The sequence below is a fragment of the Streptomyces flavofungini genome (assembly GCF_014650815.1).
Classification (GTDB): Bacteria; Actinomycetota; Actinomycetes; order Streptomycetales; family Streptomycetaceae; genus Streptomyces; species Streptomyces flavofungini.
Map to the genome: position 1 here is coordinate 612,809 of NZ_BMVR01000004.1, position 15,284 is coordinate 628,092.

11 protein-coding genes and 1 pseudogene are annotated in these 15,284 nt (G+C 71.5%); all 12 read left to right on the forward strand.

The genetic code is table 11. The features are described 5' to 3' along the window. Nucleotides 1-58: 58 nt before the first annotated feature. The 12 genes and pseudogenes from IE274_RS13000 to IE274_RS13055 all read left to right on the forward strand — a co-directional run bounded on the left by IE274_RS13000 (nt 59) and on the right by IE274_RS13055 (nt 15,279). Nucleotides 59-988 carry a LysR family transcriptional regulator gene (locus tag IE274_RS13000; RefSeq protein ID WP_190115812.1) on the forward strand — a complete coding sequence of 310 codons (930 nt, stop codon included), beginning with the start codon at nt 59-61 and terminating at the stop codon, nt 986-988. Between the two features lie 192 nt (nt 989-1,180). Beyond that, the gene (locus IE274_RS13005; RefSeq protein ID WP_190115813.1) at nt 1,181-2,515 is read left to right on the forward strand and encodes an OFA family MFS transporter; all 1,335 of its coding nucleotides are present in this window, start codon (nt 1,181-1,183) and stop codon (nt 2,513-2,515) included. Continuing rightward, nucleotides 2,484-2,675 (forward strand): MFS transporter small subunit, encoded by a 192-nt coding sequence (locus tag IE274_RS13010; RefSeq protein ID WP_190115944.1) that lies wholly within the window; start codon nt 2,484-2,486, stop codon nt 2,673-2,675. Before IE274_RS13005 ends, IE274_RS13010 begins: the two co-directional genes overlap by 32 nt. 122 nt (nt 2,676-2,797) lie before the next feature. Then, a pseudogene (locus tag IE274_RS13015) lies at nt 2,798-3,746 on the forward strand (beta-ketoacyl-ACP synthase III). Between the two features lie 157 nt (nt 3,747-3,903). Next, entirely contained in the window at nt 3,904-4,581 is a 678-nt protein-coding gene (locus IE274_RS13020) for a GntR family transcriptional regulator (protein WP_190115814.1), read from the forward strand. 307 nt (nt 4,582-4,888) lie between these two features. Next, the gene (locus IE274_RS13025) at nt 4,889-6,070 is read left to right on the forward strand and encodes an ROK family transcriptional regulator (protein ID WP_190115815.1); all 1,182 of its coding nucleotides are present in this window, start codon (nt 4,889-4,891) and stop codon (nt 6,068-6,070) included. 167 nt (nt 6,071-6,237) lie between these two features. After that, nucleotides 6,238-7,821, forward strand: a complete 1,584-nt coding sequence (locus IE274_RS13030) for a sugar ABC transporter ATP-binding protein (RefSeq protein ID WP_190115816.1) — start codon at nt 6,238-6,240, stop codon at nt 7,819-7,821. Beyond that, entirely contained in the window at nt 7,818-8,837 is a 1,020-nt protein-coding gene (locus IE274_RS13035; protein WP_190115817.1) for an ABC transporter permease, read from the forward strand. The genes IE274_RS13030 and IE274_RS13035 overlap by 4 nt, the downstream gene beginning before the upstream one ends. A 13-nt stretch (nt 8,838-8,850) precedes the next feature. Continuing rightward, complete coding sequence (locus tag IE274_RS13040) at nt 8,851-9,894, forward strand: substrate-binding domain-containing protein (protein ID WP_190115818.1); 1,044 nt, start codon at nt 8,851-8,853, stop codon at nt 9,892-9,894. Nucleotides 9,895-10,326: 432 nt separating this feature from the next. Next, nucleotides 10,327-11,559 (forward strand): Gfo/Idh/MocA family protein, encoded by a 1,233-nt coding sequence (locus tag IE274_RS13045; RefSeq protein ID WP_229909520.1) that lies wholly within the window; start codon nt 10,327-10,329, stop codon nt 11,557-11,559. Between the two features lie 12 nt (nt 11,560-11,571). Continuing rightward, nucleotides 11,572-12,576, forward strand: coding sequence for a sugar phosphate isomerase/epimerase family protein (locus IE274_RS13050; RefSeq protein ID WP_190115819.1), 1,005 nt, complete (start codon nt 11,572-11,574; stop codon nt 12,574-12,576). A 243-nt stretch (nt 12,577-12,819) separates the two neighbouring features. Next, on the forward strand, nt 12,820-15,279 hold the full coding sequence (locus tag IE274_RS13055; protein WP_190115820.1) for a PQQ-dependent sugar dehydrogenase: 2,460 nt from the start codon (nt 12,820-12,822) through the stop codon (nt 15,277-15,279). Nucleotides 15,280-15,284 lie beyond the last annotated feature (5 nt).

Genomic DNA, 15,284 nt, shown 5'->3' on the forward strand with positions numbered 1-15,284 from the left:
GCGCCCACAATGCGTGATCCGCGTACCCAGCCTAAGGCCCTGACATAGGCTGACGTGGGTGCGCTACGACCTGGACGACCTGCGGCTCTTCCTCGGCATCGTGACGGAGGGCTCCATCACGGCGGGCGCCCGCCGCGTGCACCTGAGCCTGCCCTCGGCCAGCGCCCGGGTGCGCGCCCTCGAACACCACGCCGGGGTGCCGCTCCTGATCCGCGGCAGGCGCGGCGTGCGGCCCACTCCGGCGGGGGCGACCCTGGCCCGGCACGCGCGCGAGGTCCTGGCCCAGACGGCCCGGCTCGACAGCGCCGTCGCCAGCTACACCCGGTCCCCGGCCGCCCCCCTGAAGCTGCTGTGCGGGGGCTCCGCGCGCTACCGGCTCGTCCCGCAGGCCCTCGTCAGCTTCCTGGGCGCCCACCCGGACGTCGACGTCGCGGTGTCCGAGCACCGCACCCCGCAGACCCTGCGGCGCCTCGCCGACGGCGCGGCGGATCTGGGCGTCGTGGTCGACGACGAGGCCCGCGACTGCGGTCTGGTGACGGAACTCCTCGGGGACGACTCGCTCGTGGTGATCGGCCAGGCGGGCGGGGCGCTCGCCGGACGGGCCGCGCTGACCTACGACGAGGTCGCCGAGCACCCCCTCGTCGGCCTCGACGCGGGTTCCTCGCTGCGCCGCTGGATCGAGCACCACCTGGGCCCGCACGCCCCGGTCGTACGCCACCGCACCACCGCGTCCGACCTCGACGTCCTCGTTTCCCTCGCCGCGGCGGGCGTCGGCCTCGCCGTCGTGCCGCGCCGCGCCGTCGACCCCCGCCTGCCCCTGGACGTGTGCGCGCTGCGGGAGCCCTGGGCGCGCCGCCACCACCTGCTGGCCTGGGGCGTCACGGACGGGGCCGCGTCGGCGGCGGCACAGGCGCTGGCCGAGCACTTGCGGCGGGCGGCGCTGGCGGAGGGGGCGTGCGGCGGGGGTGACGAGGAGGCCGACCGGTAGCCGGGCCACGTACCGGAACCGATCCTGGCCGCGACCCTGACAGAACCGGCAGAACCTGACCGCAGCTCCCGAAGAGCCCGGCCGCGTACCCGAACAGAGCGCCCGGACACCGCACCCGAACATTGCATACCGTCGACCAATCCGCGTCCGACCTCTTCCCAACAGCCTCCTGGATTCCTACCGTTCGGGATCATGAGGCCCCCCGTAGCGCCACCCGGCTGGAGCCGCTGGCTCGTGCCGCCCGCCGCCCTGTCGGTGCATCTCTCGATCGGCCAGGCGTACGCCTGGAGTGTGTTCAAGCCGCCCCTGGAGTCCTCGCTGGACCTCAGCGGCACCCAGAGCGCGCTGCCGTTCCAGCTCGGCATCGTCATGCTCGGCCTGTCCGCCGCGTTCGGCGGCACCCTCGTGGAGCGCAACGGGCCGCGCTGGGCGATGTCCGTCGCGCTCGTCTGCTTCTCCTCCGGCTTCCTGCTCGCCGCGCTCGGCGCCCAGACCCGCCAGTACTGGCTGATCGTCCTCGGCTACGGCTTCGTCGGCGGCATCGGGCTCGGCATCGGCTACATCTCCCCGGTGTCCACGCTCATCAAGTGGTTCCCCGACCGCCCGGGCATGGCCACCGGCATCGCGATCATGGGGTTCGGCGGCGGCGCGCTGATCGCCTCGCCGTGGTCGGCGCAGATGCTGGAGACGTTCGGCTCGGACTCCTCGGGCATCGCGCTCGCGTTCCTGGTGCACGGCCTGACGTACGCGGTGTTCATGGCGCTCGGTGTGGTCCTCGTGCGGGTGCCGAGGTCGGAGGGCGCCCGCGCGCCCGGGGCCCCGGCGCCGCTGGACGGGCCGCAGGTGTCCGCCCGCCAGGCCGTGCGGACCCCGCAGTTCTGGTGCCTGTGGGTGGTCCTGTGCATGAACGTGACCGCCGGGATCGGCATCCTGGAGAAGGCCGCCCCGATGATCACCGACTTCTTCGCGGACACCGCCACGCCCGTCTCGGCGTCCGCCGCCGCGGGCTTCGTCGCGCTGCTCTCGGCCGCGAACATGGCGGGCCGCATCGGCTGGTCGTCCGCGTCCGACCTCGTCGGCCGCAAGAACGTCTACCGCCTCTACCTGGGTGCGGGGGCGCTGATGTACCTCCTCATCGCCCGCTTCGGCGACGACTCGAAACCCCTGTTCATCGTCTGCGCCCTGGTCATCCTCTCCTTCTACGGGGGCGGCTTCGCGACCGTCCCGGCCTACCTGAAGGACCTCTTCGGTACGTATCAGGTCGGCGCGATCCACGGGCGGCTGCTCACCGCCTGGTCGCTGGCCGGGGTGCTCGGCCCGCTGATCGTGAACTGGGTGGCCGACCGCCAGGAGGAGGCGGGCAAACACGGCCCCGGCCTCTACGGCGTCTCCCTGACCATCATGATCGGCCTGCTCGTCATCGGGTTCATCGCCAACGAGCTGGTACGTCCGGTCCACGCCCGCCACCACATCAGCGCCCCGAAGGAGCCGGCCGATGACGACGCCGCCGAGCCCGCAGCCACGTGACCGGGCCGAGGGGACGCCCGCCGTGCCCGTGCCCGCCGCCTCGCAGTCCCCGCCCGGCCGCCGCCCGCTGATCGTCGGCGCCTGGCTGTGGGTCGGGCTGCCCCTGGCCTACGGCGTCTACGAACTCGTACACAAGGCCAAACAGCTCTTCACCGGGTGACACGATGTGGCGAAGCATCCAAAGCAAACGCCGCATTCCTGTCGCATTACCTCACCTGTTACCCGTGAGTCGCTGAGCAGACTGGACGGTCCCGCACTTCCAGCACCACGAGGGGAACGTCCATGCCCGGCTCTCGCATCGCCGCCGTCGGCCACTACCAGCCCGCCAAGGTGCTCACGAACGACGACTTGACGGGCATGGTCGACACCAGCGACGAGTGGATCCGCTCCCGCGTGGGCATCCGCACCCGCCACATCGGCGGCCCCGAGGAGCCGGTCGACGAGCTCGCCGCGCACGCCGCCGCCAAGGCGCTCGCCTCCGCGGGCAGCCCGCCGTCCTCCGTGGACCTCGTCGTCGTCGCCACCTCCACGGCCATCGACCGCTCGCCGAACATGGCCGCCCGCGTCGCCGCCCGCCTCGGCCTCGGCTCGCCCGCCGCGATGGACGTCAACGTCGTCTGCGCGGGCTTCACGCACGCGCTCGCCACCGCCGACCACGCCGTCCGGGCCGGGGCGGCGAGCCGGGCCCTGGTCATCGGCGCCGACAAGATGTCCGACGTCACGGACTGGACCGACCGCACGACCTGCGTGCTCGTCGGCGACGGGGCGGGCGCGGCCGTCGTCGAGCCGTGCGCGGAGGGGGAGGAGCCCGGGATCGGTCCGGTCCTGTGGGGGTCGGTGCCGGAGATGGGGCACGCGGTACGCATCGAGGGGACGCCGCCGCGGTTCGCCCAGGAGGGGCAGAGCGTCTACCGCTGGGCCACCACCCGGCTGCCGCCGCTCGCCCGCGCCGCCTGCGAACGGGCGGGGCTCGTCCCGGCCGACCTCGCCGCGGTGGTCCTGCACCAGGCCAACCTGCGCATCGTCGAGCCCCTCGCCGACCGGATCGGTGCCGTCAACGCGGTCGTCGCCCGGGACGTCGTGGACTCCGGCAACACCTCCGCCGCGTCGGTGCCGCTGGCCCTGTCGAAGCTGGTGGAGCGGGGGGGAGATCTCCAAGGGGGATCCGGTGCTGCTGTTCGGGTTCGGGGGGAACCTGTCGTACGCGGGGCAGGTCGTGCGCTGTCCGTGAGGCGGGGCGGCGTGGCGTGGCGCGTCGTGGTGTGACGCGTCCAACTGCCCCTGGTGCTGGCCCTTGTGCTCGGTAAACTGTAGACAAAAGCCAATCCGTGTTGTCGGCGCTATCGGCGTTGTCGGCATGGCTTGACGTCGTCCAGGAGGGGGCCGGGATGTTGTCCGCAGGACTGCCACAGGGGACAGTGCCCAAGCTGGAACGCCCGGGCCCGCTGCGCGAGCGGGTCTACGAGGCGCTGCTCGAACTCATCACCATCCGCGCCCTGCGCCCCGGCCAGCACCTCGTCGAGAGCGAGTTGGCCGGGCACCTCGGAGTGTCCCGGCAGCCCGTGCGGGAGGCGCTGCAGCGGCTCAACACCGAGGGCTGGGTCGATCTGCGGCCCGCGCAAGGGGCGTTCGTGCACGAGCCGACGGAGGAGGAGGCCGACCAACTCCTCACCGTCCGCACCCTCCTGGAGGCCGAGGCCGCGCGACTCGCCGCCGCCAACGCCGGTACGGCCGGGATCTCCGCCCTCGAAGAGCTGTGTGCCAAGGGCGAGTCGGCCGTCGCCGACGGGGACGTCGACCTGGTCGTCGCCACCAACGCCGCCTTCCACGCCAAGGTGATGGAACTCGCCGGGAACGTCGTCCTCGCCGAGCTGGCCGGGCAGGTCGACCGGCGGGTCCGCTGGTACTACACGCCGGTGGCCCGGCAGCGCGGCATCCAGTCCTGGATCGAGCACCGCGAACTCATCGCCGCGATCGCCGCCCGCGACGAGGCCCGGGCGACGGAGGTCATGCGGGCGCACACGGAGCACACGCGCAAGACATACCACGAACGCGAAGCCCTCTGACCGGGTGGGGGCGGGCTGGTACGTCGCTCCGGCAATCCTTTAGCCCGTCCGGCGTTTGAGGACGAGGCGCGGAGCGCCGACAGCGGGGGTCCGGGGGCGCAGCCCCCGGTTTCGGGAAGGGGCGGGGTTGGGGAGCCCCCGGCAGGGTCCCACCCCACCCCCCTTTGTCCTCGGACTGGAGAAAGTCGGAGGGAATTCGTACGCAACTTCTTCCCAGCCCCGGCAACCGCTGCTACGTTCCCCTCGAAAGCCCAACGGACACACACGGGATTCGGCCGAACGAGGCGGGGAGGGGCGCGTGAGACGTATGACGGCTCGACCCGCCAACGCGCACCAGGCGCGACTACTGCGGCTGCTGCGCGACGGAGGGCCCAACTCCCGCGCCCAACTGGGCGATCAGGTCGACCTCTCCCGGTCCAAACTGGCCGTGGAGGTGGACCGCCTCCTGGAGACCGGACTCGTGGTGGCCGACGGCCTCGCCGCATCCCGCGGCGGCCGCCGTTCCCACAACATCCGCCTGGCCCCGGCCCTCCGCTTCCTCGGTGTGGACATCGGCGCGACCTCGGTCGACGTCGCCGTCACCAATGCCGAGCTGGAGGTACTGGGCCACATCAACCAGCCCATGGACGTGCGCGAGGGCCCGGTCGCCGTCTTCGAGCAAGTCCTCGCCATGGCCGGCAAGTTGCGGGCGACGGGCCTGGCGGAGGGGTTCGACGGCGCCGGCATCGGCGTACCGGGACCCGTCCGCTTCCCCGAGGGCGTCCCGGTCGCACCCCCGATCATGCCCGGCTGGGACGGCTTCCCCGTCCGGGAGGCGCTCAGCCAGGACCTCGGCTGTCCGGTCATGGTCGACAACGACGTGAACCTGATGGCGATGGGCGAGCAGCACGCGGGCGTCGCCCGCTCCGTGGGCGACTTCCTGTGCGTCAAGATCGGTACCGGCATCGGCTGCGGCATCGTCGTCGGCGGCGAGGTGTACCGCGGTACGACGGGCAGCGCGGGCGACATCGGCCACATCCAGGTCGAACCGGACGGCCGCCCGTGCGCCTGCGGCAACAAGGGCTGCCTGGAGGCGTACTTCAGCGGCGCGGCACTCGCCCGCGACGCCGAGGACGCCGCCCACCAGGGGAGTTCCCCGGAGCTCTGCACCCGCTTCGAGAACTCCGGCTCCCTCACCGCCGTCGACGTCGCCGCGGCGGCCGCCGCCGGTGACGCCATCGCCCTCGACCTGATCCGCGCCGGCGGCAACCGCACCGGCCAGGTCATCGCGGGCCTCGTCAGCTTCTTCAACCCCGGTCTCGTGGTGATCGGCGGCGGCGTCACCGGCCTCGGCCACACGCTCCTCGCCGCGATCCGCACCCAGGTCTACCGCCAGTCGCTGCCCCTCGCGACCGGCAACCTCCCCATCGTCCTCGGTGAGCTGGGCCCCACCGCCGGAGTCATCGGCGGCGCCCGCCTCATCAGCGACCACCTGTTCTCCCCGGCCTAGCGGCCCCGGACGTCCGTACGCGCGAGCGGTGACCCGCGGCGCCTTGATCGACATTGTCATGCCCTTTACAAGATCAGCCTGCTCTCTCTTCAGCCGGCTCCATACCACCGCCATCCGCTTCGCCCTGCTCTGCCCTGAAACCGGCCGCACCCCCCGAGGGAACCGTCATGGCACCAGAACCACCCCTGCTCACCATGTCCGGCATCACCAAGTCGTTCCCGGGCGTCCGCGCGCTCGACGGCGTCGACCTGCATGTCCAGGCCGGTGAGGTGCACTGTCTGCTCGGCCAGAACGGCGCCGGCAAATCCACGCTCATCAAGGTCCTCGCGGGCGCCCACCAGCCGGACGACGGCACGATCGTCTGGCGCGGCGACGAGGTCACGCTGCGCTCGCCGATCGCCGCCATGCGCCTCGGCATCGCCACCATCTACCAGGAACTCGACCTGGTGGAGGGCTTGTCCGTGGCCGAGAACGTCTACCTCGGGCACGAGCCGACCGCCGCCGGTTTCATGGTCCGCGGCCGGGACGCGCGCGCCTCAACTGCCGCACTGCTCAAGCGACTTGGGCACGGAGAGATCGATCCGGCGCGGCTCGTCGGGGACCTGTCCGCGGCCCAGCAGCAGATCGTGTCGATGGCCCGCGCCCTCTCCCACGAGGTACGCCTCATCGTCATGGACGAGCCGTCCGCCGCGCTCGACCCGGACGAGGTCGACAACCTCTTCCGCATCGTCGGCGACCTGACGGCCGACGGCGTCGCCGTCGTCTACATCTCGCACCGACTGGAGGAGATCCGCCGCATCGGCGACCGCGTCACCGTCCTGAAGGACGGCCGTGCCGTCGCCGTCGGGCTGCCCGCCAAGGAGACGCCGACCCGCGAGGTCATCGCGCTGATGACGGGCCGCAACGTCGAGTACGTCTTCCCCGAGCGACCGGTCCGCGATCGGGAGGAGACCCCGTCCGAACCCGTTCTCGTCGTCCAAGGCCTCACCAGGGAGGGCGAGTTCGCGCCCTTCGACCTCGAACTGCGACCCGGCGAGATCGTCGGTCTCGCCGGGCTCGTCGGCTCAGGCCGGTCCGAGATACTGGAGACCGTCTACGGAGCCCGCAAGCCGACGGGTGGCCAAGTCCGCGTCGACGGACGGGTGTTGCGGCCGGGCAGTGTCCGCGCGGCGGTGCGCGCCGGGCTCGGCCTCGCGCCCGAGGAGCGCAAGGCGCAGGGCCTGCTCATGCTGGAGTCCGTCACCCGCAATGTGTCGGTCTCCTCCATGTCCCGCTTCTCGTACGGGGGTTGGCTGGACCGTACGAAGGAGCGCGAGGCCGCCCGCGCCGCGACACGGGAGCTGTCGCTGCGGCCCGACAACCCCTCGGTGCCCGTGCGCACCCTCTCCGGCGGCAATCAGCAGAAGGCGGTCCTGGCCCGGTGGCTGCTGCGCGGCTGCCGCGTGCTGCTCCTTGACGAGCCGACGCGCGGTGTCGACGTCGGCGCCCGCGCGGAGCTGTACACCGTCATCCGGCGGCTCGCCGACGAGGGCCTCGCCGTCCTCCTCGTATCGAGCGAGGTGCCCGAGGTCCTGGGCCTCGCCGACCGCGTCCTCGTCCTGCGCGAGGGCCAGGTCGTCCACACCGCGCCCGCGCGCGACCTCGACGAACACCGCGTACTCGATCTCGTCCTGGCATCGAGCCCGCACGGCCCGACCCTCGCCAAGGGCCTCCACGGCCCCGCCACCACGGAAGGAAGCCCGGCGTCATGACGCAGCCCGCATCGCCCGCCCGGCCCATCACCGAGAAGAGTCCGCCGACGGACGGCGACAAGCGCCCGTGGTGGTCCTTCGTCGTCCGCGCCGACGTGCGGACGCTCTCCCTGCTCGGCGTCCTCGCCGCCCTTGTCGTGATCGGCGGGATCACGGAGCCAGAGGCGTTCCTCGACACGGACAACCTGCAGCTGATCCTCACGCAGGCGTCCGTGATCGGTGTGGTCACGGTCGGCATGACCTTCGTGATCATCTCTGGCGGCATCGACCTGTCGGTGGGTGCGATCGTGGCGTTGGCGTCGGTGTGGGCGACGACGGTGGCCACGCAGGACTACGGCTTCGCGGGGATCTTGTTCACGGCGGTGATGGTCGGCCTCGGGTGCGGGCTCGTGAACGGGTTGCTGATCGCGTACGGCGGGATGGTGCCGTTCATCGCGACGCTGGCCATGCTCGCCTCCGGCCGCGGCCTGGCCCTGGAGATCACCGATGGCAAGACGCAGATGGTCACCGTGGACGGGGTCCTGAAGCTGGGGGAGCGGGATTCCTATGTGCTGGGTATTCCGCCGCTGGTGATGGTCTTCGCGGCTGTGACGGTGGTCGGTTGGCTGTTGCTGAACCGGACCACGTTCGGGCGGCGGTCGGTGGCGGTGGGCGGGAACGCCGAGGCGGCGCGGCTCGCGGGCATCGATGTGCGGCGGCAGCGGCTGTATCTGTATCTGCTGTCGGGGTTGTGCTGCGGTATCGCGGCCTTCCTGCTGATCGTCCTCGCCGGGTCGGGTCAGAACACCAACGGCAATCTCTACGAGCTGGATGCCATCGCGGCCGCGATCATCGGCGGCACGTTGCTGAGCGGGGGCCGGGGGACCATCACCGGTTCGGTGCTCGGGGTTCTGATCTTCACGACGATCACCAACATCTTCGCGCTCAACAACCTGGAGACCGCGGTCCAGCAGATCGCCAAGGGCGCGATCATCGTCGCCGCGGTCCTCGTCCAGCGGCGTACGGCTACCACGTAAGGGGTTCACTGTCATGCCAGATTTCGCGAGCCGCAGAGGACTGCTCTTCGGAGCGGCCGCCGTGTCGGCGGGTGCCGTGCTCACCGGCTGCACCAGCAACGAGTCCAAGGACGACGACGCGCCGTCCGACAACAACCAGGCCGTCGCCGACGACAAGCCCGGCAAGAAGGTCACCATCGGCTTCGCCGGTCCGCAGGCCGACCACGGGTGGCTGAACGCCATCAACGACAACGCCAAGTCGCGGGCGAAGAAGTACGAGGACGTGACGCTGGAGGCCACCGAGGGCTCCAACGACACCGCCGCGCAGATCGGCCAGGTCGAGACCCTCATCAACAAGAAGGTCGACGTCCTGGTCATCCTGCCCGCCGACGGCAAGGCCCTCACCCAGGTCGGTCTGAAGGCCATGAAGGCCGGGATCCCCGTCGTCAACCTCGACCGGATCTTCGCGTCCGCGCAGGCCTATCGCTGCTGGATCGGCGGTGACAACTACGGCATGGGGCTGAACGCCGGGCACTACATCGGCGAGAAGCTCAAGGGCAAGAAGAACGCCAAGGTCGTGGAGCTGGCCGGGCTCGACAATCTGGAGCTGACCAAGCAGCGCACCAAGGGCTTCGACGACGCGCTGAAGAACTACTCGAACGTCGAGAAGGTCGCCCGGCAGGCGGCCGAGTTCACCGTCGAGTCCGGGCAGTCGAAGATGTCCCAACTCCTGCAGGCGCAGAAGAACTTCGACGCGCTGTGGAACCACGACGACGACCAGGGGGTCGGTGCGCTGCGGGCCATCAAGCAGGCCGGGCGGGACGACTTCCTGATGGTCGGCGGGGCGGGCGCGCTCTCCGCGTTCCAGGAGATCAAGCAGGACCGCGGCGTCCTGAAGGCCACCGTGCTGTATCCGCCGACGATGGCTGCCTCCGCGATCGACCTGGCGCGCGCCCTCGGCCAGGGCAAGGGCGTGAGCGGCATGGCCGAGTTCGAGATCCCGGCCTCGCTGACGCTCTACTCGGCCGTCGTCGACAAGGACAACGTCGACCAGTACATGCCCACCGGCTTCAAGTGAGGCGGCCCGCCCGGCATCCGGCACGGGAGTGCTCCCGTGCCGGACGCGTGGAGCTGAGCGCCGAGTTGAGTCGACGCGTCGACGAGGAGGAGTTACCGCATGAGTGAGACGGAGCACGAGGCCGGTCCCGGGGCAGCGGGGGAGGCCGGCCTCGAGGTCAGGGGGTCGGCTGTCGGGTCGGGGGCCGCTTCGAGGGCTGGGACCGGGGCCGAGGGAACGGCTGTCGGGTCGGTCGGTTCGGCTGACGGTTCGGCTGCTGGATCGGCTGCTGGTTCGGCCGGGGTGGCCGCCGGGGGGAGTACTGGCGGCGCGTCCGGGCGCGGGACGGCGGGGGAGCGCCCCCGGGCCGACAGCGCCCGCGCCGACAGCGCCCCCGCCGACGGCACCGCCCCGGGACCGGCCGCCGCCGGACCCCGCCGGATAGGCGTCGGCATGGTCGGCTACGCCTTCATGGGCGCCGCCCACTCCCAGGGCTGGCGCACCGTCGGCCACGTCTTCGACCTGCCCCTCGGCGCGCGGCTCGCCGCGGTGTGCGGGCGCGACGGCACCGCCGTGCGCGCCGCCGCCGACCGGCTCGGCTGGGCTGCCGCCGAGACCGACTGGCGCGCCCTGATCGCCCGTGACGACGTCGACATCGTGGACATCTGCACGCCGGGCGACAGCCACGCGGAGATCGCCATCGCCGCCCTCGACGCGGGCAAGCACGTGCTGTGCGAGAAGCCCCTCGCCAACACCGTCGAGGAGGCCGAGGCCATGGCCGCCGCCGCCGAACGGGCCGCCGCGCGCGGTCAGGTGGCGATGGTCGGCTTCAACTACCGCCGGGTGCCCGCGCTCGCCCTCGCCCGCCGCATGGTCGCCGAGGGGCGCCTCGGCACACTGCGGCACGTCCGTCTCAGCTACCTCCAGGACTGGCTGGTCGACCCCGGCTTCCCGCTGACCTGGCGGCTGCGCAAGGACCGCGCGGGCTCCGGCGCGCTCGGCGACCTCGGCGCGCACATCGTCGACCTCGCGCAGTTCCTCACCGGCGAGGCCGTCGCGGGCGTCTCGGCGCTCACGGAGACCTTCGTACGGGAACGGCCGCTGCCCGAGGGCTCCTCGGCCGGGATCACGGCGGCGGGCACCGGGAGCGGATCCGAGCCGGGTGCCGGGGCCGGAGGCGGGGCCGGGTCCGGGGCCGCCGGGTTCGGGCAGGTCACCGTGGACGACGCCGCCGTCTTCACCGCGCGCTTCCCCTCCGGCGCCCTCGCCACCTTCGAGGCCACCCGGTTCGCGGCCGGGCGCAAGAACGCCCTGCGGCTCGAACTCAACGGCTCCGACGGCTCGTTGGCCTTCGACCTGGAGCGCCTGAACGAACTCTCCTTCCACGACCACACCGAACCGGCCTCCTCGTCCGGCTTCCGCCGTATCCTCGTCACCGAACCCGGCCACCCCTACCTGGAGGCCTGGTGGCCGCCCGGCCACGGACTCGGCTACGAGCACACCTTCGTGCACCAGGCCCGCGACCTGCTCCACGCCATCGCCACGGGCACCGTGCCCGCACCCTCCTTCGCGGACGGCCTCTCGGTGCAGCGCGTCCTCGCGGCCGTCGAGGAGAGCGCCGAGAAGAACGCCGTGTACACCCCCGTACCCGCCGCCCCTGTCCACGCCAGCGTCAACCTCGTCTGAGGAGGCTCGCCGATGCCCCGCTCGTTCACGCTCTTCACCGGCCAGTGGGCGGACCTGCCCCTGGCGGAGGTCTGCGCCCTGGCCCGCGACTTCGGCTACGACGGCCTCGAACTGGCCTGCTGGGGCGACCACTTCGAGGTCGACAAGGCCCTGTCCGACCCTTCGTACGTCGACGGGCGGCACGCGCTGCTCGACAAGTACGGCCTGAAGTGCTGGGCCATCTCCAACCACCTGGTCGGCCAGGCGGTCTGCGACGCGATCATCGACGAGCGCCATCAGGCGATCCTGCCGGCCCGCATTTGGGGCGACGGCGACGCCGAGGGCGTACGGCAGCGGGCCGCCTTGGAAATGGCGGACACCGCGCGCGCCGCCGCGCTCTTCGGAGTGGACACGGTGGTCGGCTTCACGGGATCTGCGATCTGGCACCTGGTGGCGATGTTCCCGCCCGCCCCGGAGTCGATGATCGAGCGCGGCTACGAGGACTTCGCGGAGCGCTGGAACCCGATCCTGGACGTCTTCGACGCCGAGGGCGTCCGCTTCGCGCACGAGGTCCACCCCTCGGAGATCGCGTACGACTACTGGACCACGCACAAGGCCCTGGAAGCCGTCGGCCACCGCCCGGCCTTCGGCCTCAACTTCGACCCCTCCCATTTCGTGTGGCAGGACCTCGACCCGGTCGGCTTCCTCTACGACTTCCGGGACCGCATCTACCACGTCGACTGCAAGGAGGCCCGCAAGCGCCTCGACGGGCGCAACGGCCGCCTCGGCTCCCACCTGCCGTGGGGCGACCCGCGGCGCGGCTGGGACTTCGTGTCCACGGGCCACGGGGGCGTCCCCTGGGAGGACGTGTTCCGGATGCTGCGCTCGATCGGGTACGAGGGGCCGGTCTCGGTGGAGTGGGAGGACGCCGGGATGGACCGGCTGCAGGGTGCTCCGGAGGCCCTGCGGCATCTGAAGACCTTCGACTTCGAGCCCCCGACGGCGTCGTTCGACGCGGCCTTCGGCGGCGACAAGTAGCTGACCACGGGGTACCGCGGAGCGCATCGGCGGCGCTCCGCGGTGCACCGGCCTGCCCGTAACCGAGTTTGTCCAGCCACGGGAAAAAGTCCAACTAAAGGGCTGTGCAAGGGCTTTTCGCCGAGGACAAACCTGGCTACCGTCCCTGATGTGTACAGGACATAGCCCCCTCCCGGGGTGACGGCGCATCCCGGGCGCCAGACCCGCACCCCCACAGCGAACGGCCCCCGACCGGAGGACTCCGTGCACAGACTCCGCCCACGCAACCGCAGAGGCCTCGCCCTGCTCACCGGAACCCTGCTCACCGCCGCCACCCTCACCTTCGCCGCGCCGCACGCCGGCGCCCACCCGGACCCGCAGCCGCGGCCGCAGCCGAAGGCCGAGGACTTCCAGCAGGTCACCCTCGCCAAGGGCGAGCCGGAGATGGGCGAGCCGATGACGCTAGCCGTGCTCCCCGACCGCTCCGTCCTGCACACCTCCCGCGACGGCACCGTCCGCCTGACCGACGCCACCGGCCAGACCAAGGTCGCCGGGAAGATCCCGGTCTACAGCCACGACGAAGAGGGCCTGCAGGGCGTCGGCGTCGACCCCGGCTTCGCCAAGAACCGGGCCGTCTACCTCTACTACGCCCCGCCCCTGAGCACCCCCGCGGGCGACGCCCCCAACGACGGCACGGCGGCCGACTTCAAGAAGTTCGACGGCGTGAACCGGCTGTCCCGCTTCGTCCTGAAGGCCGACGGCACCCTGGACGCGAAGAGCGAGAAGAAGGTCCTCGACGTCCCGGCCAGCCGCGGCATCTGCTGCCACGTCGGCGGCGACATCGACTTCGACAAGGCCGGCAACCTCTACCTGTCGACCGGCGACGACTCCAACCCCTTCGCCTCCGACGGCTACACCCCCATCGACGAGCGCGCCACCCGCAACCCGGCCTACGACGCCCAGCGCTCCGCCGGGAACACCAACGACCTGCGCGGCAAGATCCTGCGCATCAAGGTGCGCAACGACGGCACGTACTCCGTGCCCAGCGGCAACCTCTTCAAGAAGGGCGCCAAGAAGACCCGCCCCGAGATCTACGCGATGGGCTTCCGCAACCCCTTCCGGATGAGCGTCGACAAGCCCACCGGCATCGTGTACGTCGGCGACTACGGCCCCGACGCGGGCAAGGCCGACCCCAAGCGCGGCCCCGCGGGCCAGGTCGAGTTCGCCCGCGTCACCAAGCCCGGCAACTACGGCTGGCCGTACTGCACCGGCAAGAACGAGGCGTACATCGACTACGACTTCGCCACCGGCGCCGCCGGCTCGGCCTTCGACTGCGCCGCCCCGAAGAACACCTCGCCCCACAACACCGGCCTCACCGCGCTGCCCCCGGCGCAGCCCGCGTGGATCCCCTACGACGGCGGCTCGGTCCCGGAGTTCGGCACCGGCTCGGAGTCCCCGATGGGCGGCCCCGTCTACCGCTACGACGCCAAGCTGAACTCGCCCGTCAAGTTCCCGCAGGCCTACGACGGGAACTACTTCGCCGGTGAGTTCGGGCGCCGCTGGATCAAGCGCATCGACCAGGGCGCCGACGGCAGCGTGAAGTCCATCAACGCCTTCCCCTGGAAGGGCACCCAGGTGATGGACATGGAGTTCGGCCCCGACGGCGCCCTGTACGTCCTCGACTACGGCACCGGATTCTTCAACGGCGACGAGCACTCCGCCCTCTACCGCATCGAGAACGCCACCGGCGGCCACTCGCCGGTCGTCGAGGCCGAGGCGTCCGTGACCAGCGGCCAGGCCCCGCTCGCCACCAAGTTCGCGGCGAAGGCCACGGACGCGGACGGCGACGCGCTGACGTACAGCTGGGACTTCGGGGACGGCGGCAAGTCCACCGAGCAGAACCCCTCGCACACGTACGACAAGAACGGCGTCTACACCGCGACCGTCACCGCCAAGGACCCCTCGGGCCGCACCGGCACCGCGAGCGCCCACGTCACCGTCGGCAACACCGCGCCGACCGTGAAGCTGGAACTCCCCGCGGACGGGCAGCTGTTCACCTTCGGCGACAAGGTGCCCTTCAAGGTCACCGTGACCGACCCGGAGGACGGGACCATCGACTGCACCAAGGTCAAGGTCACCCACATCCTCGGCCACGACAGCCACGGCCACCCCGTGACCTCGGCCAACGGCTGCGAGGGCACCCTGCAGACCACCGCGGACGGCGAACACGACCCGAACGCGAACATCTTCGGGGTCTTCGACGCCGAGTACACCGACAAGGGCGCGAACGGCCAGCCCGCCCTCACCACCCACGACCAGAACGTCGTCCAGCCCAAGCACCGCCAGGGCGAGCACTACGGCGACTCCAAGGGCGTCTCCATCGTCAGCCACACCCCGGCCCACGGCGGCAAGACCGTCGGCGACATCAACAACGGCGACTGGATCTCCTTCAAGCCGTACGTCCTCTCCAACGCCACCAAGCTGACCGCGCGCGTCGCCTCGGCCGGGTCCGGCGGCACCCTCGAAGTCCGCGCCGGATCCGTGGACGGCACGCTCCTCGGCACCGCGAAGGCCGACCCCACCGGGTCGTGGGAGACGTACACCGACGTCTCGGCGAACCTCGCCGGGGCACCCGCCGGAACCACGGCACTGTTCCTCGTCTTCAAGGGCGAAGGCACCGGAGCGCTCTACGACGTCGACGACTTCACCTTCACCACGAGCTGAGAAAG

What these genes read in the sequence shown, in the direction of transcription:
- IE274_RS13005 (WP_190115813.1), top strand. Translation starts at nt 1,181, where the DNA reads ATGAGGCCCCCCGTAGCGCCACCCGGCTGGAGCCGCTGGCTCGTGCCG.
- IE274_RS13010 (WP_190115944.1), top strand. Translation starts at nt 2,484, where the DNA reads ATGACGACGCCGCCGAGCCCGCAGCCACGTGACCGGGCCGAGGGGACG.
- IE274_RS13020 (WP_190115814.1), top strand. Translation starts at nt 3,904, where the DNA reads ATGTTGTCCGCAGGACTGCCACAGGGGACAGTGCCCAAGCTGGAACGC.
- IE274_RS13025 (WP_190115815.1), top strand. Translation starts at nt 4,889, where the DNA reads ATGACGGCTCGACCCGCCAACGCGCACCAGGCGCGACTACTGCGGCTG.
- IE274_RS13030 (WP_190115816.1), top strand. Translation starts at nt 6,238, where the DNA reads ATGGCACCAGAACCACCCCTGCTCACCATGTCCGGCATCACCAAGTCG.
- IE274_RS13035 (WP_190115817.1), top strand. Translation starts at nt 7,818, where the DNA reads ATGACGCAGCCCGCATCGCCCGCCCGGCCCATCACCGAGAAGAGTCCG.
- IE274_RS13040 (WP_190115818.1), top strand. Translation starts at nt 8,851, where the DNA reads ATGCCAGATTTCGCGAGCCGCAGAGGACTGCTCTTCGGAGCGGCCGCC.
- IE274_RS13045 (WP_229909520.1), top strand. Translation starts at nt 10,327, where the DNA reads ATGGTCGGCTACGCCTTCATGGGCGCCGCCCACTCCCAGGGCTGGCGC.
- IE274_RS13050 (WP_190115819.1), top strand. Translation starts at nt 11,572, where the DNA reads ATGCCCCGCTCGTTCACGCTCTTCACCGGCCAGTGGGCGGACCTGCCC.